Consider the following 21,728-nt stretch of genomic DNA (forward strand, 5'->3'; position numbering starts at 1 on the left):
CTCCCGCTCAGCCGATCCGGTGGGACTGGAGCCACATCTCCAGCAGGGCCACCTGCCAGAGCGCATTGGCCCCGCGCGCCGTGCGATGGGCGTCCGGCGCGGCGAGCAGCCGCTCCAGATAGGCCTCCTGGAAGACCCCGCGGGCCCGGGCCTCGGGGGCGGTCAGGGCCTGGCGGATCCGGTCGAGCACCGGCGGCGCCATGCGCCGGATCGCCGGCACCGGGAAGTAGCCCTTGGGCCGGTCGATGATCTCGGCCGGCAGCAGCTCCCGGGCGGCCTCCTTGAGGACCCCCTTGCCCCCGTGGGCGAGCCTGAACTGCGGCGGGCAGGCCGCGGCAAGCTCGACCAGCTCGTGGTCCAGGAACGGCACCCGCGCCTCCAGGCCCCAGTCCATGGTCATGTTGTCGACCCGCTTGACCGGGTCGTCGACCATCAGGACGTGGGTGTCCAGCCGCACGGCCGCGTCCAGCGCGGTCTCGGCCCCCTCGACCGCCATGTGCGCGCGGACCAGCTCGCCCGAGGCGTCGTGCTCCGCGAGCAGCTCGGGCTGGAGCATCCGGCTCAGATCGGCGTGCGAGCGGTCGAAGAACAGCTGGACGAAGGTCTCGGGCTCCTGCTCGCGCGGCACGGCCGCCAGGGCCGGATGCCAGCGGTACCCGGCGAAGATCTCGTCGGCGCCCTGGCCGCTCTGCACGACGCTGACGTGTTTGGAGACCTGCTCCGCCAGCAGGTGGAAGGCGACCACGTCGTGACTGACCATCGGCTCGCTCATGGCCGTCAGCGCCCGGTCCACCGCGGTCTGCAACCGGTCGGAGGGCACCATGATCTGGTGGTGGTCGGTGGCGAACTGCCGGGCCACCAGGTCCGAGTACCTGAACTCGTCGCCCTGCTCGCCGCGTTCGGTCTCGAACCCCACGCTGAAGGTGGCCTGGTCGTGCTGGCCCGCCTCGGCCAGCAGCGCCACGATCAGGCTGGAGTCCAGACCGCCGGAGAGCAGCACCCCCAGCGGCACGTCCGCCACCGTGCGGCGCCGCACCGCGGTGCGCAGCGCGTCGAGCACCGCATCGCGCCAGTCGGCGGCGTCCATCCCGGCGTGCTCGGGCCGGCGGCAGTGGGACGGCTGCCAGTAGCACTCGTCGTGCTGGCGGCCGTCGGGCTCCACCACCCGCACGGTGGCCGGCGGGAGCTTGCGCACCCCGGCGAGCACGGTGCGCGGCGCGGCGACCGTGCCGTGCAGGCTCAGGTACTGGTGCAGCGCGGCCGGGTCGAGGGAGGTGTCCACCCCGCCGCCCGCGAGCAGCGCGGGCAGCGAGGAGGCGAAGCGCAGCCGGCCCGGCCGCTGCGCCAGGTAGAGGGGCTTGATCCCGAGCCGGTCGCGGGCGAGCACCAGCCGCCCGGTGTCCAGTTCGGCCACCGCGAAGGCGAACATGCCGTAGAGGCGCGAGACGCACGCCGTGCCCCACTGCCGGTACGCCTTGAGCAGCACCTCGGTGTCGGAGGTGGAGAAGAAGCGGTGCCCCAGCCCCTCCAACTCCCGGCGCAGCTCACGGTAGTTGTAGACGCATCCGTTGAAGACCCCGGTGAGCCGGGCCGCGGAGTCGGTCATCGGCTGGGCCCCGCGCTCGGACAGGTCGATGATCTTCAGACGCCGATGGCCGAGCGCCACGGCACCCTGCGACCACAGGCCCCGCCCGTCGGGCCCGCGGGCCGCCAGCCGGTCGGTCATGCGCTCGACGGCGGCCAGGTCGGGGCGCCCGCCGTCGAAGCGGATCTCACCGCTCAGCCCGCACATGCCGGCCCACCTCCCTCAGGAGTGACACTGAGCTGGTGGGGTACGCGTGGGTCCGGTCGACCAGGAAGTCGACGGCCGCCGTCAGATCGCCCTCGGCGGCGACGCACCGTAACTGGTGGGCGGCGTCACCCAGGGCCAGCGTCTCCTCCGCCACCCCGGAGACGATCTCCCAGTCGCCGAACTCCTCCAGCGTCGGCCGCAACCGCGCCAGCATCGTCCGGACCACGGCCCGGGCCGGCTCGGCCAGACCCGTGGTCGGGTCCACCAGCTCGCCGCCCAGCCCCGAGCGGGCGGCCCGCCAGGTCATCGCGCGCAGCCACTGCGGCGGGGCGGGCCGGCACCCGTGGGCTTCCCGCACGGCCGCGCAGGCGTCGACCACCAGCGCACGGAACAGCCCGGCGATCATCACCACCGTCTCCACCCGGGGGCAGGCGTCGCAGACCCGCAGCTCCAGCGTCTGCTGGTGCGCGGAGGGCCGGATGTCGTAGTAGACCATCCCGGCGTCACTGATCACCCCGGAGCGCACCAGCCGCGTCACGGCCGCGTCGTAGTCGGCCGCCGAGTCGAAACAGCCGGCCGGACCGCTGGTGGGCCACCGCTGCCACAGCAGGGTCCGCCAGCTGGCGTACCCGGTGTCCGCGCCGAGCCAGAAGGGCGAACTGGCGGACAGGGCCAGGAGCGTGGGCAGCCAGGCCGAGACCACGCACATCGCGCGGACGGCGGTGTCGCGGTCGGGCACGTCCACATGGAACTGCCCGCCGCAGATCAGTTGCTCGTCGGCCACCACGCGGTACTCGTCCGCCATGTGCAGGTAGCGGGGGTGCGGGGTCGCGTCGACCGCTCCCGCCCGGGCCAGCGGCGCGGTACCGGCCGCCACGATCGCCAGCCCGAGCCCGCCGGCGGCGGCGGAGAGCGTCTGCCGGGAGTGGGCCAGATCGGCGTAGAGCGCCTCCAGCGAGCCGTGCACGCCGCTGTTGGACTCGACGACCGACTGCAGGAACTCGGTGACGAAGCCGCGCCGTGGCAGGCGGTCCAGCACGTCCTGGGCCCGTGCCACCAGCATCCGGCTCTCCACATCGACGATGTGGAACTCCTCCTCGACGCCCATCGACACGGCCATCGGACACCTCCGAACCGGGTTCTGGGCCGCGGCGGGTCACCGACCCGCCGGGCCCGGACGGCCGCTCCACGCGGCCGCCGCCCCCGATGAACCAACCTCCCACGGCCGCACCGGCACCGCATCAGGAGCCCGGGCCGGGAATATCCTCAGCCCCGCCCGAACCAGCGGCGCAGGGCGCGCTCCAGGTGCTCCGACGGGTGGGGCCCGGGCGCGGCCCAGCAGACGTGTCCGTCCGGGCGGATCAGCAGGGCGTCGGTGGCCGTGTCGGTCGGGACCAGGTCGACCCGGTCCTTCCAGCGGCGGCAGACGAGTGCGAGGTCCGTGCCGCCGCTCGGATCGAGGAGCAGGCCCCGCCCCGTGCGCAGCAACGCGTGCAGGCGGACCGGGCCGTCCGGCGTGGTCAGGCGCAGGTCGGGCGCGCGCCGGCCCAGCAGCGGATGGCCGGGCTGCCCGGGCATCGGATAGTGGATGTCGAGCCCGGCCATCCGGGCGGCCAGGTAGCGCCTGGTGTCGGGCAGTTGGAGGAGCGTGTCGAACAGCTCGCCGGTGGCGGCCAGGTCCGCGGCGCCGGTACCGGCCCAGTCCATGAGCAGGCCCTGCGCCTGGACGATGCGCAGGACACGGGCCGCGACCGGGTGCCGCTCGCTCTGGTAGGTGTCCAGCAGGTCCTGCGGCGCCCAGCCGTGCACGGTGGCGGCGAGCTTCCAGCCGAGGTTGACCGCGTCCTGGAGGCCGGTGTTCATGCCCTGGCCGCCGATCGGCAGGTGGATGTGGGCGGCGTCGCCGGCCAGGAACACCCGGCCGTGCCGGTAGTCCGCCACCTGGCGGGCCGCGTTGGTGATCCGGTAGGCGTAGCGCTGTTCGACCAGTTCCACCCCCGGCCCGTACACGGTGTCCAGGCCCGCGCGGATCTCCTCCCCGGTCACCGGGGTCTCCCGCGGCAGGGCGTGCGCCGGACCGCCGAGCGCGAGCCGGCGCAGGTCGCCGCCGAGCGGGAACTGCATCGCCCAGGTCCCGTCCGCGGCGACCGTGTGCGACTGGCCGAGGCCGCCGGGCCCGGGCTCGGGCCGCGAGGGCCGGGTGTCGTGCAGCCGCACGTCGGCGACGAGCGCGGTGTCGGTGCCCGGCCTGCCGGGGAAGGCGATCCCCAGCAGGGCCCGGACGGTGCTGTGCGCGCCGTCCGCCGCGACCAGGAACGCCGAACGCACGGTGCCGGTGGTGGTGCCGTGGCGAAGGGTCGCGGTCACCCCGTCCTCGTCGGCCGCCAGGCCGACCAGCTCGTGCGCCCGGCGGATCCCGATGCCGTGGTCGGCCAGCCGGTCGGTGAGGAAGTCCTCGATGACGGTCTGCGGGATGAACCGTCCCGGCAGCCTGCTGTCCAGGTCCTCGGTGTCCAGCGGCCGCCCGGCGAAGTGACCGGAGCTCACCGGGTAGTCGCCGGTGGCCAACAGCGGCTCCAGCAGGCCTCGCTGGTCCAGGACCTCCATCGTGCGCGGGTGCACCCCGCCGGCCCGCGACAGTTCGCTGCGCTCGGGCAGCCGGTCGACGAGCACGGCCGACACCCCGCCGACCCGCAGTTCGTGAGTCAGCATCAGCCCTGTCGGGCCGGCCCCCACCACCAGAACATCGGTGTCCATGTCCACTCCCTGACTCGGGGTCGGGCCCGCGGCTTGACGGGCCCTCGGGAACCAGCCTGCGATCGCGGTTCGTGCCTGAGCCACACCCGGAACCGATCGCGGCGGATTCCGAACCGGCTACGCTGCCGAAGGTGGAATCCGACACGTATGACGATCTGGACCGGCAACTCGTCCACGCCCTCCAGCTCGACGGCCGGGCGCCGTTCAGTGCGGTCGCGGCCGTCCTCGGGGTGTCGGACAAGACCGTCGCCCGCCGCTACGCGCGGCTGCGCTCGCGCGGTGCCGTGCGGGTGGCCGGGACCACCGACCCGCAGGCGCTCGGTGAGGTGGTCTGGTTCCTGCGGGTGCGCTGCGCGCCCAACGCCTCGGTGACGGTCGCCGAAGCCCTGGCCCGGCGCTCCGACACCTCCTGGATCAGTCTCACCTCCGGCGGCACCGAGATCGTGTGCATGGTCCAGGCCGACAGCGAGCAGGAGAGCCAGGCGCTGCTCCTGCAGCGGCTGCCCCGCACGCCGCGGGTCGAGGGGATCACCGCGCACTGCGTGCTGCACAACTTCTTCGGCGGACCGGCGAGTCTGATCACCAAGCACGGGCCGCTGTCGGCCGACCAGATCGCCCGGCTGACACCGGCACCGGTGCGGTACCGGGCGGGCCGGGTGCAGCTCGACGCGGACGACCAGCGGCTGCTCGCGGTGCTGGCCGCCGACGGCCGTGCCGGATACGACGAACTGGCCGCGGCCACCGGCTGGTCGCCCAGCACCACGCGGCGACGGATGGCCGAGCTGCGCGGGTGCGGCGTGCTGTACTTCGACGTCGAGTACGACTGGCGGATCTTCGGTCTGGTCGCGCGCAGCCTGCTGTGGCTCTCGGTGGCTCCGGCTCATCTCGACGCGACCGGACGGGAGTTGGCCGGACATCCGGAGGTCGCCTTCGTGGCCGCGACCACCGGCCCCACCAACCTCTTCGCGAGCGTCATCAGCGCCGACCGGCGTGCGCTCTACGCGTACCTGACCAGCCGGATCGCCGCGCTGCCGGCCATCACCCAGGTCGAGACCGCGCCGGTCATCCGCACCTTGAAGCGCGGCGTGCCCCGCCGGCCCCTCGCCTGAACCGGGCGGCTGCTCACCCGGGGGCCGGTCACTCGGCCAGCCCCCGGGTGAGCACCACCACCGCGACGAAGGCCCGGTAGAGCCGCAGCGGGTCCTCGTCGGTCAGGGTGACGGTCAGCTCGTCCAGGCGCTCGGTGCCGCTGATCCAGGTCGCCTGCTCGGCGAGATCGGCGTTGCGGAAGCGGATGGTGAGGGTGGCCGGGAGCGTGATCGCCGGTGCCGCCGGGCCGGGCAGCCCGGCCACCGCCTCGCGCGCGGCGGTGCGGATCAACTCCCGCGCCTCCTCGGGGTGCAGGCTCTCGGCCGCGAACCGCGACACCGAGGACTTGACGACCGCGGCCCGCGCGCCCGGACAGAACGGCCGGATCTCCCGCGCGGTCACCTCGTCGCCGGTGATCAGCACCACGGGGACCCCGTACCCGAGCGCCACCAGCGCGTTGATGCCGCTCTCCCCCGCCGGCACGCCGTTCAGGCGCACCTCGGCGATCGCCCGCGGGTTGTAGGTGTGCGACAGCGTCGAGGACTCCCCCGCCATCGAGCCGTGGTACGAGACCAGGAACACCGCGTCGTACGAGGCGTCCAGACCCTGCATCATGTACAGCGGCTTGTGCCGCCCCGACAGGTAGCGGGCCCGTCCGGCCAGCGCGTCCGGGCGCAGGTTGGCCATCGCCCCGTGCGAGTCGTTGACCAGGAACTCCCGCGCGCCACCCGCGATCGCGCCGTCGATCGCCGCATTGACCTCGCCCTGCAGGAGCTCGCGGTAGTAGCCGTAGTCGGCCCCCGAGGGCCGGCACTGCTCCCAGTCGACGACCCCCGCGGTGCCTTCCATGTCCGACGAGATGAAGATCCGCACGGTACCTCCCCTGCTCACCGATGCCCCGGCCGCCCCGGCGCCTGTGCGCAGTCTGCCACCCGGGCGGCGGTGGGCCGTGAGGACGGCAGGTCGGTCAGCGCTGCGGGCCGTTGGGCCAGGGGACGCCGGTCTCCACCGGGGCCCTCTGGTCGACGCCCGGCACGTCCCAGCCGTACAGCTCGCGGAACCGGTCGTGGAACCACGCCGGAGCGGCCGGGTCGGCGGCCAGTGCGGCAGCGGGGTCGGCCCACAGCGCGCGCACGCGGTCCTGCACCTGCTGGTCCAGCTCCCAGCCGTCGAGCCGGATCCGGCCCTGCTCGTCCAGGTTGAGCGGCCGGGCACCGGTCAGCTGCTCCCACAGGTCCACCGCCTGGTCGGCGGTGCTGCGCCAGCCGTCCCGGCCCAGCACGGTGCGCAGCAGCGAGGTGTAGAGGGCGATGGAGGGGATCGCGGTGGACGCCTGGGTGACCGCGGCACCGGCCACGACGGTGAAGGCCCGACCGCGGCCGGCCAGCAGGCCCGCGTCGAGCCGGTGCGCGGTCTGCTCCAGGTGCTCCTTGGCGGCGCCGATGGTGCCCTGCCGGTACACCGGGGCGGTGATCTCGGAGCCGACGTAGGAGAGCGCGACGGTGGTGAAGTCCTCGGCGAGCAGGTCGTGTTCCGCCAGCGCCCGGCACCACAGCGCCCAGTCCTCGCCACCCATCACCTTCACGGTGGCGGCGCGTTCGGCCTCGTCGGCCGAGGTCAGTTCGACGCTGCCGACCTTCGCCTCGCCGTCCTCGAACACCAGCGACGGCGAGGTGTAGGCGTCCCCGAGCGGCTTGATCACCGAGTGGTGGACCTCACCGGTCTCCGGGTCGGTGCGCCGCGGGGAGGCCAGCGAGTAGATCAGGTAGTCCACCCGCCCGTACCGCTCGGCCAGCAGCTTCAGCACCTCGGCCCTGGTCTGCTCGGCGTAGGCGTCGGCGTTGACCAGGGTCAGGTCGGCGGCGGACCCGGCCGCCAGGTCGGCGAGGGCCGCGCTGCGGTACCAGCCGGCGGAGGCGGTGCGCCGTTCGGTGCCGGCCGCCTCGAAGGCGACGCCGACGGCGCGGATGCCGTGCCGGCGCAGCCCCGCCGCCAGGACGGCCAGGCCGTAGCCCGCGCTGGAGCCGAGCACCAGGGCGACCGGTGCGCGCCCGCCCGGCTCGGCCGGGGGAATGGACTCCCACAGCCGCTCGACCGTCGCCACGCATCCGGTGGGGTGCGAATTGACGATCAGGTAGCCGCGCTGCTTCGGGGTGATCTGCTGCGTGCTCACTCGGTGGTGCCCTCTCTGCTGCGGCCGTCGGTCCCCGGATCACCCTCCAGGTGTCCGTTCTTCGGGAGCGTAGCCACGCCACCGACCGCTGACCGGTGCCGGACAGCCACGGAGGACGTGCGCCGTCGTTGTAGCGGTCGGCCTTGCGGTGGTGTCCCCGTTCGGCTAACCGGCGGCGGCGCGGTGGCCCGCGCGGTGGGTGGGCGGGCCCGGCCGCAGGGCCCGCCCACCGTCGGCCTACCGGGGGGCCACCGGTGCCTGCGCCGGCTCCCCGGCCTGCTCCCCGGCCTGGATCCCGAGCAGCGCGGCCACCAGGGCGTCGACGTCCTGCACGGTGTTGTACAGGGCCAGCGAGGCCCGCACCGCGCTGTCCAGGCCGAACGCGGCCAGCGCCGGCTGGGCGCAGTGGTGTCCGGCCCGGACCGCGATGCCCTGCTGGTCCAGGGCCCGGGCGAGGGTGATCGGGTCGTGGCCGGCGAGCGTGAAGGTCAGCACGCCGATCTTCCCCGGCGCGCTGCCGATCAGGCGCAGCCCGGGCACGGTCGCCAGCAGGCCCATGGCGTAGCCGGTGAGCTGTTCCTCGTGCGCGGTGGCGGCCGGCCGGTCCAGTGCGGCGAGGTAGCGCAGGGCCGCGCGCAGTCCGGCGACACCGGCGATGTGCCCGGTGCCCGCCTCCAGCCGGTGCGGCACCGGGGCGAAGCTGGTCTCCTCGAAGCTCACCGAGTCGATCATGTTGCCGCCGCCCTGCCACGGGGGCATGGCCTCCAGCAGCTCGCGCTTGCCGAAGAGCACGCCGATCCCGGTCGGGGCGAAGATCTTGTGCCCCGAGAAGGCGTAGAAGTCGGCGTCCAGCGCGGTGACGTCCACCGGGAAGTGGCTGACCGCCTGCGCGCCGTCCACCAGCACCTTGGCGCCGTAGCGGTGGGCGAGCGCGGTCATCTCGGCCACCGGCGGGACCGTCCCAAGCACGTTGGAGGCGTGGGTGAGCGCCACCATCCTGGTGCGCGAGCCGAGCAGGTCCCGGTAGGCGTCCTGGTCCAGCTGTCCGTCGGGCAGCAGCGGGATGGGCCGGATCCTGGCCCGGCGCTCCTTGGCGACCAGCTGCCAGGGCACCAGGTTGGAGTGGTGCTCGGCCGCGGAGACGAGGATCTCGTCACCCACGCCCAGGTTGGCGCGGCCCCAGCTCTGCGCCACCAGGTTGACCGCCTCGGTGGTGCCCCGGACGAAGACGATCTCGTCCGGGTCCGGGGTGCCGAGCAGCTCGGCGGCCTCCGCGCGGCCCTCCTCGTAGATCCGGGTGGCCGCTCTGGCGAGGGTGTGCGCGCCGCGGTGGACGTTCGAGGTGCCCGTCGCGTAGTGCTCGGCGACCGCCTCGACCACCTGGCGGGGCTTGAGGGTGGTGGCGCCGTTGTCCAGCCAGACCAGCGGACGGCCGTTCACCTCGCGGTGCAGTTGGGGGAAGTCGCGGCGGGCCGCCTCGACGTCGAAGCCGCCGGGCGGGGCGGCCGGGGGCGTCGTGGGCGCGGTGGGTGCGGTAGGTGCGGTAGGTGCGGTGGGTGGGGCAGCGGTGGCTGAGGGGGTCGGCCGTTCCGGCTGCCGGGGCAGCCAGTACCGGGGCCCGCCGGCCGCGTGCGCCAGCGCCGCCGGCAGCGGGTTCGCCGGCGGGTTCGGCAGCGGGGTCCGCAGCGCGGCCGGAGCCGAGCCGTCAGGAGTAGTCATGGTAGTTCGACACCTCGACGTTCTGCAGGACCGCGATGGCGTCGTCCACCAGAGCGGCGGCCGAGAAGTAGCTGGTCACCAGGTACGAGGTGATGGCCTGCCGGTCCACGCCCATCGGACGCACCGCCAGGCCCGGCTCGACCTCGTCCGGGATCTTCGCCGGGCGCAGGCCCACCACGCCCTGCTGGTCCTCGCCGACCCGCATCAGCAGGATGTTCGTGGTGCCGGGCGCCGAGTTGGCCGAGCCCTTGAGGTCGAGCTTGTCGGAGGGCAGCAGCGGCACACCGCGCCAGGTCAGGAACGGGCTGCCGAACAGCTCCACGATCTGCGGCGGCACCCCGCGCCGGGTGCACTCCCGCCCGAACGCCGCGATCGCCCGCGGATGGGCCAGGAAGAACGCGGGCTGCTTCCAGACCCGGGCGAGCAGTTCGTCCATGTCGTCCGGCGTCGGCGCCCCCGTGCGGGTGCGCACCCGCTGGCTCGCCGCCACGTTGTTGAGCAGACCGTACTCGGCGTGGTTGAGCATCTCCCACTCCTGGCGCTCGCGCAGCGCCTCGGTGGTCAGCCGCACCTGCGCCTGGACCTGGTCGATCTGGGAGTTGTAGATGTCCGAGACCCGGGTGTGCACCTTCAGCACGGTCTGCGCGATGCTGAGTTCGTACTCCCGCGGACTCTCCTCGTAGTCCACGAAGGTCTCCGGCAGGAAAGGCTCGCCCGAGTGGCCGGAGCTGAGGTCGATCGGGTGCTCGCGGTCGGCCGGCTGCTGGTCGCCGGCGCTGCCGAAGGCCTCCAGCTGGGCCCGCAACGCCGGCTCCCGGTCGGCGAGTTCGAGGAGCACCCGGCGGTCGAGGGAGAGCACGGTACAGCGGCTGACCGCGGTGACCCGGTAGGGCATCGCGGTGCCGGCCACCCAGGCCGTGGCGTCGAAGAAGTCGCCGTCGCCGAGCACGGCCAGCAGCGCGTCCTCGCCGTACTCACCGACGGCCCGCTTCTCGGCCCGGCCGAACGCGATGACCTGCAACGGCCCGGCGGGCGCGCCGGCGTCGGCGATCAGCTCGCCGGGCGCCACCTCGCGCTCGGTGAAGCCGCCCGCGAGGGCGGTGAGCAGCGGACTGTCCACCTGGCTGAGCACGGCGAGTTCGCGCAGGTCCTCGGCGATCACCCGGCTGGCCCCGGTGGCGTCGGCGTAGGTGCTGATCAGGCCGTCGCCGAGGATGAAGCCCCGGCGGCGGTTGACCCGGTAGACCCCGGCCTCCAGGTCGACCCAGGGCAGCGCACGCAGCAGGTAGCGCGGGGTGATCCCGAGCATCTGCGGCACGGTCTTGGTGGTGGTCGCCAGGTTCCTGGCGGCGGAGGAGCCAAGGCTCTGTGGGCTGGACTGCGTGGTCTCGGTGGTCATGACTGGTCCCTGTCCTGTGAGAAGGAGAGCCGACTGGACGTCAGAGCACGGGCGAAGGCGGCGGCCGAACGGCTGCTCACCGGTTTCGCCAGAGTGATTGTCACGACCACCGAGTGCCGATGTGGCGATGTTCGATCAGAAATTCAGCGCCCCGGGTGGGAGGCGGGGCATATGTCCTCGTCAAAGTCACTACCGAAGAGATGATTTATCCATAAGGACTGGTAATGCGTTCGAAAGCGGCCGTTGGGAATACCCCTGAATTACCACGGCAGTTCGACTCGAAAGGGCCTCGGCGCCCTGCGTGAGGTGGACACATCGCGACGTCGCGCGGTCGTGTTAGCGTCCCTCGGATGTCGAGGACTCTGATCACCACCGCGCCTGCAAGGAGACGCTGTGGCCGGTGCTGATGTCCGAACCGGACCGGTCGGTCTTCGACGAGCACGCCTGGCACGCCTTCCGCACGGTGAACGCCCGCTTCGCCGACCACATCAGCGCCGAGGCCGCGCCCGGCGCCACTGTCTGGCTCCACGACTACAACCTCTGGCTCGTCCCCGGCCTGCTCCGCACCACCCGCCCCGACCTGCGGACCGGGCTCTTCCACCACACGCCGTTCCCGTCCCCGGAAGTCTTCGCCACTCTGCCGGTGGCGGCCGAACTGCGCGCCTCCCTCGCCTGCCTGGACTGGGCGGGCTTCCACACCAAGGTCTTCGCCGACCACTTCCGGCGCGCCCTGGCCGACGCGGACGACACGGCCGACGCGGCCAACCTGCCGGACATCGAGGTGCATCCGCTCGGGATCGACCGGCCCGCCATCGAGAGGCTCGCGGCCCGGCGCACCCCACAGCCCCGCCCGGCCACCGCCCGCGTGGTGCTCTCGGTCGAACGCCTCGACTACGCCAAGGCCCCGGTCCAGAAGGTCGACGCCATCGACCTCCTGCTCACCCACCGGCCCGACCTGCGCGGCCGGTTCACCTTCCGCCTCGTCTGCCCGCCGCCCGAACCCGGCATCACCGCCTACGACACCACCCGCCGGCACCTCGAACAGCGCATAGGTCAGGTCAACGCGGACTGGCGGCAAGCGAGTTGGCAGCCCATCGACTACCTGCCGCGCAGCCTCTCCGGCACCCGGGCGCTCAGCCGAGGACCTCAGCTCCGTCCTGGCCCGAGCCCTCACCCCCGCCGAACGCCGCGCCCGCATGGCCGCACTCGCCGAACTCCTCGGCCACGAACGCCCCGCCGACTGGGCGGCCCGGATCGTCCACGCGATCCGGCACCGCGATCCCCGACCCGCCCTGTCCGCGAGGTGAGCGCGCGAGAACTCCCTGGACACGGTCTGCGGGCGGAGCCGACGACGGGCGCGTGCTGAGCACCCTTCTCGCCTTCGGCCCGCGCACCCGCCGAGCGAGTCGGCGGGTGCGCGGGCCTCGACCGAGGGTCAGCGCCCGGTCGGCAGGTTGGCGCCGCCCGTGCAGTCCAGGACCACGCCCGTGATGAAGGTGTTGGCCGCCAGCAGCTGGATCGCCTGGGCCAGGTCCTCGGGCCGCCCGACCCGGCCGACCGGGGTGGTGGTGGCGAGCCCGTCGAAGAGCGCCTCACGCTGCTCGGCCGGGACGCGGTCCCACCAGGGGGTGTCGACCACGCCGGGCGAGACCGCGTTGACCCGCAGCGGCGCCAGCTCGACGGCCAGCGGCGGCACCATCGCCTCCAGCGCGCCGTTGATGGCGGCCAGGCCCGCGGTTCCCGGGAAGGCGGCCCGGGCGGAGGCCGCGGTGATCAGCGTGACCGAACCGTCGCGCCGCAGGTGCGGCAGCGCGGCCTGCAGAACGCGGACCTGCGGCCAGAACTTCCCGTCGAAGCCGGCCGCCAGCTCGGCCAGGTCGAGCTGCGCGAACGGCCCCACCCCGGCTCCGCCGCTGACCCCGACGACCAGGTGGTCGATGGTGCCGGCCGCGGCGAAGAAGGCCGCCAGGGCGGCCGGGTCGGCCGCGTCCACCCGGTGGCCGGTGGTCTTGCCGCCGATCCGGGCCACGGCCTCGTCCAGGCGGGCCTGGTCCCGGCCGGTGATCACGACCTCCGCGCCGTCGGCGGCGAAGGCGGTGGCCGCGGCCTCCCCGATGCCGGAGCTGCCGCCCATCACGAAGACGCGCTGACCGGTGAAGACGGATGCCGAAGTGCTCATGGTGTTGCTTCCTTCATCTTGTCGAGACCGCTCGTTTCGTCAATCATTGTTTGTCGAGACTGCTAGTCTTGTCAAGCGGGGGTCGAAGAAGACCGGAGCGAGGAGACGAACCATGAGTGCGGCAGAACCCCAGGCGGCCGAACCCCAGCCGAGCCCGACCCGCCCACACACCGGACGGCGCCGCAACGAGGCCGCCCACCAGGCGATCCTCGACGCCACCCTGCAGTTGCTGGCCGAGTCCGACGGCACACCGGTCACCATCGACGCCATCGCCCGCACGGCCGGCGTCGGAAAGCAGACCGTCTACCGGTGGTGGCCCTCCAAGGGCGCCGTCCTGCTGGACGCCCTCAGCGACCGCGCCGCCCAGCACGTCGCCGCGCCCGACACCGGCGTCCTGCGCGAGGACCTCCGGGCCTTCGTCGCCACCACCTTCGACGCCGCCCAGCAGGACACCACGGCCTCCGCCCTGCGCACGCTGGTCCGCGAGGCCGCCCGCGACCCCCATCTCGCCGAACTCATGCGCAGCTACACCGCCACCCGCCGCGACGCCCTGCGCGAGCTCCTCGACCGCGGCCGCGAGCGCGGCCAACTCCCCCCGGACGCCGACCTGGAGCTGCTCGTGGACCAGATCTACGGCCTCTTCTGGTACCGCTTCATCCTCGGTCACGGCCCCCTCGACCACACGGTCGCCGACCACCTCGCCACCACCCTGCTGCACGGCGCCGCCGGCGGCCGGTGAAAGCGGGCAGCGGGAGCTGGGCCTTCGCGCACAGCCGTTGCCTCGACTGCCAGTTCAGCCACCCGCCATCCGCCATCCGCCGGACGGCAGCAGGTGGATGATGGCGGTCATGACGTTGTCGACGGTGTTCACGGAGTTGTTCGGCCTGCGGTACCCGATCGCCCTGGCGCCGATGGGCGGGTCGGCCGGTGGCGCGCTGGCCTCGGCCGTCTCCCGCGCCGGCGGGCTCGGGCTGCTGGGCGCCGGCAACGGAGACCGGGACTGGCTGGCCCGCGAGGTGCCCATCATGGCCGAGAGCACCGAAAAGCCCTGGGGCATCGGCTTTCTGACCTGGGCCATCGATGTCGACGCGGTCGAGCGTGCGCTGGCGCACAACCCCCGGGCGGTGATGCTGTCCTTCGGGGACCCGAGCCCGTTCGCCGAACGCGTCCGCCGGGCGGGGGCGCGGCTGATCATCCAGGTCACCAGCCTGGAGGAGGCCAGGCGGGCGGTGGACCTGGGCGCCGATGTCATCGTGGCGCAGGGAACCGAAAGCGGTGGGCACGGCGCCCGGCACGGACGCTCCACCCTGCCGTTCGTGCCGGTCGTGGTGGACCTGGCGGCGCCGGTGCCGGTGCTGGCGGCCGGCGGCATCGCCGACGGCCGCGGGGTGGCCGCCGCCCTGGCCCTGGGCGCCGCCGGGGCGCTCATCGGCACCCGCTTCCAGGCCACCGCCGAGGCCCTGGTCGCCCCCTCGACCGCCAGGGCCATCGTCGAGGGGCGCGCAGAGGACACCGAGCGCAGCAGTGTGCTCGATGTCGCCCGCGGCTCCCGCTGGCCCTCGACGTACACCGCCCGCACCCTCGGCCACCCCTTCCTCGAACGGTGGCGGGGCCGGGAAGCCGAACTCGCCGCCGACCGACAGGCCCGGCAGGCCTACCAGGACGGCGTGGCGCAGGGCGAGATCCCGCCCCAGCCGCTGTGGGCCGGCGAGGGCATCGACCTCGTCAACGACCTGCCGTCCGCAGCCGATCTGGTCGGCACCCTCGCCGCACAGGCCGAGGACGCGCTGAACCGGGCGGGGCGGCGCTGAGCGGTCGCGGGGCGGCGCTGGGCCGTCGCGGGAGCGTCCGGCACGCCGTATGAGGAGACCCGCGCACCGGCAGTCGCGCCCTGTCGGTCGAGCGCAGGTGATAGGACGGAGTCGAGCCGAGGAGGTCCATCATGACCCGCTACTGCGTCGACCCTGTGCGACACGAACTCATCGCCGTCTGGGGCACCGGGCAGGGCGAGCTGGCCGCGCGGATCGCCGGCGTCCCGGCCGACACGGACCTCGCCGCGCTCTCCCGGCTGGCCGCCGCGCTCACCCAGCTGTCCACGGCGGCCTGGCGCACCTACACCCACCCGGCCAGCGCCGCCGACTCGCTCGACGTCGACAGCGAGGGCTGGCAGCGGGATCAGGAACGCGGGGCCTTCGAGGAGGTCGCCCAGGCCGTGGACGCCCCCAACCTCCCGCACGGCGGCACCATGACCGTCTCCCACAGCCCCGTACTGGAGAACGCGCACCGCGTCGGCCGCGCCCTGCTCGCCCTGGACGTCCCGGAGCTGACGCGAACGATCCGTGCCGAAACCGCGGCGGAGCTCACCGCCGTCGAGAACGCCGAGCTGGGCGACCTCACCGGCCGCGCCCAGCAGGCCGTGCTGCTCAGCCGCGAGGGCGCCTCCCCCGTCCAGGTCGCCGCCGCCGACCGCCTGCTGGAGGAGGACCCGTTCGGCCCGGCCGCCCTCTACTCCGCCATCGACCCGACCGCCGCGGCCGTGGCAGCCGCCCACTGGCTGCACGCCGCCGCCGAGGCCGTCGCCGAGGCATCCGGCTACGAGGTGTCCGACGTGGTCCGGGAGGCGGACAACATCGAGGCACTCCCCCACGAGACGCCCACCCTCGTCCTGGAGCTCCTCGACGCCGGCTTCTCCCCCTACGACGCCGTCACCGGGCTGGTGCGCCACGCCATGAAGGTCGCCGACGGCGTGCTGCCCGACCCGGCGGCCTTCCGCGAACAGCTCGACGAGGCCGAGGAGATGATCGCCCGGTACAGCGACGACGAGGACGAGCCGGACGCGGTGCTCAGCGGCATCCGCCTCACCCCGCTGGACCCGCGCCGGCCCGCCCGCGACCTCCTCGAAGACCTCCTCATCGGCATCCACGGCTGCTGGCTCGTCCACGACGAGTTCACGGACCCCGACGACATCGACGAAGACGACGAGGATGAGGAGGAGGACGACGAGGACAGGGACGACAGGGAGGACGAGGACGACGAGGACCAGGGCCCGGACGACTCGGCCGAAGAGGAGGAGGCCGCGGAACGCCACCAGCACCACAGCCGCGCGCAGTTCGCCGCGCTCGTCCGCACGGTCGCCGCACGGAACCACGAACAGCTGATCTAGGCCCCGAGGGCGACGGTGGCCGACGCGCTGCTCGACGTGCACGGGATCGGCACCAGCGTGCACTTCAAGCCGGCGCACCGCCTCGCCGCCTACCGCTACCTGGACTGCCGGCTGCCCGTCACCGAGCAGATCGCCGCCCGCCAGCTGTCCCTGCCGTGCTACCCGGCCATGACCGGTGCGGACGTGCAGCGCGTCATCGACGCCCTCCACGCCATCCGGGCCTGACCGTTGGGGGCCGAGCCGGTCGTCAGAACACCGGCGGCCGACCCAGCTCCGCCATCCGCCACACCGTGCTCCACCGCATCGGGCGGCGCGGCGGGCACGGCGTTCGAACGCCCTCGAAGAACCCGGACCACCACGCCTTCAGCCCGTCCAGGGGCGGGCGCCGCAGCAGCGAGCGCCCAGGAGGTGAGGTAGACGGGCACCAGCGGGGCGGGCAGGTGGCGTTTGGCCAGCCAGACCCGGCCCGCCGCTCCCTGCGGGACCGTAGGGAGGAGGAACGGTGGATCAACCGGCGCTCCGGGGTGGCCTGAAGGTGATCTCTCATGCCCTGCTCGCCGTGCGGCCACGGCGGACGGTCACCTGACGTCGTGTTCGCCGATGCTCCCGGCCGCGCCGGAGGTCACAGCCAGGTCGTCGCCAGCCAGCCGGTCACGGCCGCGCCGAGCAGGAGTGTGAGGTTGAGGGCGATCTTCCGGTCCCCCAGGTGTAGGTGGACCCAGGTCGCACCGATCTGCAGGACCACGAACCCGACGGCGGCGGCCAGGGCCAGCCGGGGTGCGATGCCGGTCAGCGGCGGGAGGAGCAGCCCGATCGCACCGAGCAGTTCGAGCAGCCCGACGGCCCGCACGGCCGGCATCGGCATGCTGTCCACCCAGGCCATCATCGGCCGGAGCTGCTCACGGCTCCGGACCACCTTCAACCCGCCGCCGTAGAGGTAGAAGAGGGCGAGCAGAGCGGCGACGGTCCAGTAGGCGAGGTTCATGACTCGGTGACCGGCTCGGTGACCGGCTCGGTGGCGTAGCGGCTCATCGTCCGGATGCTCGCCTGGGGGGTCATGGCCTGGCCGCCGGCGATCATGTCCCGCAGGTCCCGGAAGTACTGCACATACAGGTCCGGGGTGAACGTGCTGAGCATGACGGCCGGTTGATCGGTGGTGTTGGCGAAGGTGTGCGGGGCTCCGGGCGGCACCAGGACGAACGTGCCCGCCGGCGCGTCGTGCTGTTCCGCTCCGACCGTGAACCGCACCGTGCCGGAGATGATGTAGAAGCCCTCGTCGTGCTGGGCGTGACGATGCTGCGGCGGTCCGGGCGTGTGCGGCGCGAGGACCGACTCGGCGAGCCCGAGGCGGTGCCCGGTGTTGCTGCCGTCCTCCAGGACGCGCAGTCGCGTGCTGCCCAGGACGATCGTCTCGCCCTCGCCCGGCCGCACCACCGATACGGCGGGGTCGGTCATCGGTTCACTGGCTTTCGGTTCACTGGCTTTCGGTTCGTCAGTCATGCTTCGATTCCACCGCCGGGGCACCGCAACCGTCCAAGACCTGCTCGGTGAACTCGATACCGCACGGGTATCGTTGCAGCATGGAGCTACGCACCCTGCGCTACTTCGTGGCGGTCGCCGAGGAACTCCACTTCGGCCGGGCCGCCTCCAGGCTGCACATGAGCCAGCCGCCGCTGAGCCGGGCGATCAAGCAGCTGGAGACCGAGATCGGCGCCACGCTGTTCGACCGGTCGTCCGCCGGCGTCACGCTCACCGCGGTGGGGGTGATGCTGCTCGACGAGGCGCGTGCCCTGCTCGACCACGCCGACCGGGTGCGGGTGCGGATGGCCACGGCGGCCGGGGCCGCGACCCTCACCGTCGGCCTCCTCGGCGACGGCACCGACCCCGGCACCACCCGGCTGGCCCGCGCCTACCACCAACAGCACCCGCGCGTCGAGGTCCGCATCCGCGAGACCGACCTGACCGACCCCACCTGCGGGCTGCACGCCGGACTCGTGGACGTCGCGCTGACCCGCGGGCCGTTCGACGAGACCGGCCTGAGCACCCACGAGCTGCGCGCCGACCCGGTGGGAGCCCTGCTGCGCGCCGACGACCCGCTGGCCCGCCGCGACAGCCTGAGGCTGGCCGAGCTGGCCGACCGCCACTGGTTCCGGTTCCCGGAGGGCACCGACCCGAGCTGGCAGTCGTACTGGAACGGCGGCGAACCTCGCGAGGGCCCGGTGGTGCGCGCGGTCCAGGAGTGCCGGCAAGCCGTCCTCTGGAACGGCACGGTCGGCATGACGCTCCTGGACCACCGGCCGGCGAAGGGCCTCACCGTGGTGCCGCTGACCGACATGCCGCCGAGCCGCGTGGTCGCGGCCTGGCACGAGGGCGACACGAATCCGCTGATCCGCTCGTTCGTCCGGATCGCGACCGCCGCCTACCACGGCTGAGCACCGGGGCGCAGTCGGCCGGGGCCCGGTCAGCTCAGCTGGCCGGCCTCCCGGACCCGGCGGAGGTGGATGAGGACGCCGTAGGACGGACCCAGCGCGATGTTCACGAGTGGACAGGGATACTCGGTGCCGATGTGGCGCGTGGGGCGGACGGTGTCCAGCCACGCACGGGCCGCGGCCGGGGCGCTGCGGGCGTCGAGGTAGTAGTCGCTGGGGCAGACCTGGTCGAGGGTGTACTCGTTGGAACCGGCAGCGGCCGCATCCACCGTGAACTTCGTCCAGGCGCCGCCGATGGCCTTGCCCGTCGACAGGAAGGAACCCTGGTCGAAGGTGGTTCCGATGGCGAGGTAACCATCGCCCAGCGCTTCGCGCAGGAACGCGCCCTGCACCTTCGGGTACATCACCGGGTCGTCGGTCACATACCCCACATGCCCGTCGTGCGCCGACAGCAGCATCCGGTGACCGGTGTGGCGTTGCCACCAGACGACGTTGTCGGCCATCACCTGGTCCCGGTAGAGCTCCGCGGCGGTCACCGCCTTGTCGTCGTCGAAGTCGTAGGCCAGGAACGTGGCGGTCTGGGCGATCGACCGGGCGTGCTGCACCGTCCAGGCGAACTCCGTCGCACCTGAACCCGGTTGGCCTTCCAGCAATTGCAGGGCCTGCTGGGCGTTGGCCGCGAGGCGCTGCCGCTCCGCCAGCGGCTTCGCCATGTGGGTGAGGTAGTTGTCGAGCGGGCGCAGGCCGGTGTAGAGCTCGTCGAGGCGCGACAACAGCTGCGGCTGGTGCCTGCGGACGTAGCCCGTCACCCGCTCGAAGAAGGCGTCTCCCACGCTGGGCGCACCGGCGTCATCGCCCATGAAGTGGACCCGCCTGCCGGGATTGCGCCGGTTGTGGTCCCGCATCCACTCGATCAGCTGCAGGAACTCCTCGCGGTAGAACGGCGATCCGCCCAGCGCCTCCTTCACGACCTGGCGCGCGTCCCCCTGCCCGCTCTGGATGTAGTCATCGATCAGCATGCCCGAGGGCCAACCGATCTCCAGGGCGAAGGTGGTGAAACCCTTCGCCTCGACGAGGTACTGGAAGATCCGGTGCTTCAGGGTGAAGAGCTCGTGCGAGCCGTGCGTGGCCTCGCCGAGCCCGACCACCTTGGCCTCGCCGATCATCGCCCCCAACGGCCGCAGATCGGCTGTGCCCGACCCCGGTTGGGTCGACCGCAACGGGCGTGCGGCCCGCTCCAGCGCACGAACCGGGTCCTGGGCATCGGGCTTCGCCGGGGCCTTCTCAGCCGCGAACGCCTGAGTGGGAACCACCAGCGCCCCCACCGTGGCCGCCGCCGCCATCAACAGCGGCCGTCGCCCCATCTGCTCGGTCATACCAATCGCTCCTCAGCTCGTCCGGCCGGCGCCATCGGTACCACCCCCCGGGCGGTACCACCCCGGGGCCGACCGGGCCGCCGGTGCATCCGGCTGACCCCAGCTCATCACCCGGTTCGCGTGTTCTCGTCCGAGCGGAGAACGAGAACACGGAGGGGAACCGGGACCCACCCACAGCCCCGGACCAGGCCCCTGGTCCTACCCGCAGCTCACCCCGACGGCCCGGGGGCGGCCCGGGGCCGGTCCGGCCCGCGACGGCGGAGCGCATCGTGACGCGCGATCCGTACAGCGGGGCCGGCGTGATCAGCCAGGTCCGGATCACGCGGTGGAACCCGGTCCTCGGCTTCCTCGCCGGGCATCTGGAGGGCTGAGCGGCGGCCCGACTGCCGCGACCGGTCCACCGGGTAGCGGTCAGCCGGGTAGCGGTCAGCCGGGCCGATGGTCGGCCGGTCAGCCGTTGCCGCAGGGCGGGCAGGGGGCGCAGCGCTCGATCCGGACGTTGTCGAGCACCGGTCCGTACGGGCCGGTCGCCGTGGTGCTGGTGAAGGCGATGGTGGTGGCGGAGTTGGTGGCCTGGAAGGTGAACTGCCGGTTCACGTATCCCATGTTCGCGAACGTCTTGCCGGTGGTGTTGAAGGAGAAGTCCTGGAAGTCCTGCCCGTCGATGAGGGCGCTGCCGGTCTTGACGGCCGGGGCCCCCGCGGGGTTGCCGGCCAGGGCGTAGGTGACGGTGTAGGTCGTACCGGGGACGGTGGTGAAGGTCTGGGCCACCGCGCCGGGGCCGACGCCGTTGAGGTCGACGGACTGGTCGCCCTCGGCGGCCTGCCAGAAGCCCTCGCCGATCAGGTCGACGGTCCCCGTGGTGACCTGCCACGGCCCGATCGTCTGGCCAGCGGCCAGATCGGTGTAGCTGCCGACCGCCACCCTCGGATTCTCGAAACTGCCGTCATCGAAGCGGCTGACGGTCTGCGCCGAGGCCGTGGCCGTGACCCCGAGGCCGGCGAGCAGGACAGCGGTGGCGGAAATGGCACAAGCGCGCTTGGCGAACATGGGTTTCCTCCCGGGCGGTTGACATCACACGAGATGATGTGCCTACGAATAAGATAGGCAGACCCGAGGTCGAGAGAAAGACTTCGCCAGAAACACGGATAATCACACCGCCAGCACCAGCGCCGGAGCAACGCCGCACCAGCCCCGGTCAGTCGACGCGGAACCAGCTTGCCGGCGCACCAGTTCGGCGCTCCGTGCCGGCGGGGCGCCCGCGGGGCTCCCGATCAGGCCGCCTGCCGCGGAAACGGCCTGCCGCCTCACCGCAGTGAGTTCGGCGGCAGGCCGTTCTTCCGTCAGATGTCGCCTACGGCAGGAGCTGGATCGCGTTCCAGTCCCAACCGCCGCTGACAGGGACGGAGAAGCTGGAACCCTGGAAGGCTCCGATCAGCCCCTTGGCATCCGCCAACCCCGTGTGCAAGGTGATCGAACCATCGGCGTGGTGATACATCATCGCAAGATCGGTACGACCATCACCATTGAAATCACCCGCAACGAGCTTCATCGAGTTACGGTCCCAACTACCCGCCGGAACCGTGTAACCCAGGTTGAACCCACCAAGGTTGCCCGAAGCATCACTGAGCGACGTGTAGAACCCGATCGAA

General features: G+C 72.8%; 19 protein-coding genes and 2 pseudogenes. 7 read left to right on the forward strand and 14 right to left on the reverse strand.

From position 1 onward, the window contains the following. Window positions 1–7 precede the first annotated feature (7 nt). The 3 genes from ACFZB9_RS17955 to ACFZB9_RS17965 form a co-directional block, all read right to left on the reverse strand. Entirely contained in the window at window positions 8–1,792 is a 1,785-nt protein-coding gene (locus ACFZB9_RS17955; protein WP_391448174.1) for an N-acetylglutaminylglutamine amidotransferase, read from the reverse strand. Then, window positions 1,773–2,912, reverse strand: coding sequence for a glutamate--cysteine ligase (locus ACFZB9_RS17960; RefSeq protein WP_391448175.1), 1,140 nt, complete (start codon window positions 2,910–2,912; stop codon window positions 1,773–1,775). Before ACFZB9_RS17960 ends, ACFZB9_RS17955 begins: the two co-directional genes overlap by 20 nt. 146 nt (window positions 2,913–3,058) lie before the next feature. Further along, window positions 3,059–4,549, reverse strand: coding sequence for an FAD-dependent monooxygenase (locus tag ACFZB9_RS17965; protein ID WP_391448177.1), 1,491 nt, complete (start codon window positions 4,547–4,549; stop codon window positions 3,059–3,061). 131 nt (window positions 4,550–4,680) lie between these two features. On the opposite strand from ACFZB9_RS17965, the gene ACFZB9_RS17970 reads away from it, so the two are divergent. After that, window positions 4,681–5,658: an Lrp/AsnC family transcriptional regulator gene (locus ACFZB9_RS17970; RefSeq protein ID WP_391448179.1), complete on the forward strand. Its 978-nt coding sequence runs from the start codon at window positions 4,681–4,683 to the stop codon at window positions 5,656–5,658. Between the two features lie 28 nt (window positions 5,659–5,686). Here ACFZB9_RS17970 and ACFZB9_RS17975 read toward each other — a convergent pair whose 3' ends face one another. From ACFZB9_RS17975 to ACFZB9_RS17990, 4 genes are all read right to left on the reverse strand, one after another. Continuing rightward, window positions 5,687–6,511 (reverse strand): M55 family metallopeptidase, encoded by an 825-nt coding sequence (locus tag ACFZB9_RS17975; RefSeq protein ID WP_391448181.1) that lies wholly within the window; start codon window positions 6,509–6,511, stop codon window positions 5,687–5,689. 94 nt (window positions 6,512–6,605) lie between these two features. Beyond that, window positions 6,606–7,811: an enoyl-[acyl-carrier-protein] reductase FabV gene (locus ACFZB9_RS17980; protein WP_391448182.1), complete on the reverse strand. Its 1,206-nt coding sequence runs from the start codon at window positions 7,809–7,811 to the stop codon at window positions 6,606–6,608. Between the two features lie 237 nt (window positions 7,812–8,048). Continuing rightward, window positions 8,049–9,530 (reverse strand): SufS family cysteine desulfurase, encoded by a 1,482-nt coding sequence (locus ACFZB9_RS17985; RefSeq protein WP_391448183.1) that lies wholly within the window; start codon window positions 9,528–9,530, stop codon window positions 8,049–8,051. Next, window positions 9,517–10,929 (reverse strand): family 2B encapsulin nanocompartment shell protein, encoded by a 1,413-nt coding sequence (locus ACFZB9_RS17990; protein ID WP_391448185.1) that lies wholly within the window; start codon window positions 10,927–10,929, stop codon window positions 9,517–9,519. The genes ACFZB9_RS17985 and ACFZB9_RS17990 overlap by 14 nt, the downstream gene beginning before the upstream one ends. A gap of 406 nt (window positions 10,930–11,335) precedes the next feature. On the opposite strand from ACFZB9_RS17990, the gene ACFZB9_RS17995 reads away from it, so the two are divergent. After that, the gene (locus ACFZB9_RS17995; protein WP_391448580.1) at window positions 11,336–12,295 is read left to right on the forward strand and encodes a trehalose-6-phosphate synthase; all 960 of its coding nucleotides are present in this window, start codon (window positions 11,336–11,338) and stop codon (window positions 12,293–12,295) included. Between the two features lie 69 nt (window positions 12,296–12,364). Here the strand turns inward: ACFZB9_RS17995 and ACFZB9_RS18000 are convergent, their stop codons facing one another. Beyond that, window positions 12,365–13,108: an SDR family oxidoreductase gene (locus ACFZB9_RS18000; RefSeq protein WP_391448187.1), complete on the reverse strand. Its 744-nt coding sequence runs from the start codon at window positions 13,106–13,108 to the stop codon at window positions 12,365–12,367. Window positions 13,109–13,220: 112 nt separating this feature from the next. Between ACFZB9_RS18000 and ACFZB9_RS18005 the strand changes: the two genes are divergently transcribed. The 4 genes from ACFZB9_RS18005 to ACFZB9_RS18020 all read left to right on the forward strand — a co-directional run bounded on the left by ACFZB9_RS18005 (window position 13,221) and on the right by ACFZB9_RS18020 (window position 16,496). Then, entirely contained in the window at window positions 13,221–13,847 is a 627-nt protein-coding gene (locus ACFZB9_RS18005) for a TetR/AcrR family transcriptional regulator (protein WP_391448188.1), read from the forward strand. Between the two features lie 109 nt (window positions 13,848–13,956). Continuing rightward, a complete protein-coding gene (locus ACFZB9_RS18010; RefSeq protein WP_391448189.1) occupies window positions 13,957–14,919 on the forward strand; it encodes an NAD(P)H-dependent flavin oxidoreductase in 963 nt (320 codons plus the stop codon). Between the two features lie 131 nt (window positions 14,920–15,050). Beyond that, window positions 15,051–16,271, forward strand: coding sequence for a hypothetical protein (locus ACFZB9_RS18015; RefSeq protein ID WP_391448191.1), 1,221 nt, complete (start codon window positions 15,051–15,053; stop codon window positions 16,269–16,271). A 15-nt stretch (window positions 16,272–16,286) separates the two neighbouring features. Further along, the gene (locus ACFZB9_RS18020; protein ID WP_391448192.1) at window positions 16,287–16,496 is read left to right on the forward strand and encodes a DegT/DnrJ/EryC1/StrS family aminotransferase; all 210 of its coding nucleotides are present in this window, start codon (window positions 16,287–16,289) and stop codon (window positions 16,494–16,496) included. A gap of 22 nt (window positions 16,497–16,518) precedes the next feature. Here ACFZB9_RS18020 and ACFZB9_RS18025 read toward each other — a convergent pair. From ACFZB9_RS18025 to ACFZB9_RS18035, 3 genes and pseudogenes are all read right to left on the reverse strand, one after another. After that, window positions 16,519–16,744: pseudogene (locus ACFZB9_RS18025) on the reverse strand (glycosyltransferase family 2 protein); the annotation flags it as partial. Window positions 16,745–16,893: 149 nt separating this feature from the next. Beyond that, window positions 16,894–17,256: a DoxX family protein gene (locus ACFZB9_RS18030; RefSeq protein WP_391448194.1), complete on the reverse strand. Its 363-nt coding sequence runs from the start codon at window positions 17,254–17,256 to the stop codon at window positions 16,894–16,896. Beyond that, the gene (locus ACFZB9_RS18035; protein WP_391448196.1) at window positions 17,253–17,726 is read right to left on the reverse strand and encodes a cupin domain-containing protein; all 474 of its coding nucleotides are present in this window, start codon (window positions 17,724–17,726) and stop codon (window positions 17,253–17,255) included. Before ACFZB9_RS18035 ends, ACFZB9_RS18030 begins: the two co-directional genes overlap by 4 nt. Before the next feature lie 125 nt (window positions 17,727–17,851). Here ACFZB9_RS18035 and ACFZB9_RS18040 point away from each other — a divergent pair, with 125 nt between their 5' ends. After that, window positions 17,852–18,703, forward strand: coding sequence for a LysR family transcriptional regulator (locus ACFZB9_RS18040; protein WP_391448198.1), 852 nt, complete (start codon window positions 17,852–17,854; stop codon window positions 18,701–18,703). Window positions 18,704–18,732: 29 nt separating this feature from the next. Here ACFZB9_RS18040 and ACFZB9_RS18045 read toward each other — a convergent pair whose 3' ends face one another. The 3 genes and pseudogenes from ACFZB9_RS18045 to ACFZB9_RS18055 form a co-directional block, all read right to left on the reverse strand. Then, window positions 18,733–20,076: an erythromycin esterase family protein gene (locus tag ACFZB9_RS18045; RefSeq protein ID WP_391448200.1), complete on the reverse strand. Its 1,344-nt coding sequence runs from the start codon at window positions 20,074–20,076 to the stop codon at window positions 18,733–18,735. A gap of 450 nt (window positions 20,077–20,526) precedes the next feature. Next, window positions 20,527–21,126, reverse strand: a complete 600-nt coding sequence (locus ACFZB9_RS18050) for a choice-of-anchor C family protein (protein ID WP_391448202.1) — start codon at window positions 21,124–21,126, stop codon at window positions 20,527–20,529. A gap of 304 nt (window positions 21,127–21,430) precedes the next feature. Beyond that, window positions 21,431–21,728: pseudogene (locus ACFZB9_RS18055) on the reverse strand (esterase); the annotation flags it as partial.

The sequence above is a fragment of the Kitasatospora sp. NPDC008050 genome, from assembly GCF_042957465.1.
GTDB lineage: Bacteria > Actinomycetota > Actinomycetes > Streptomycetales > Streptomycetaceae > Kitasatospora.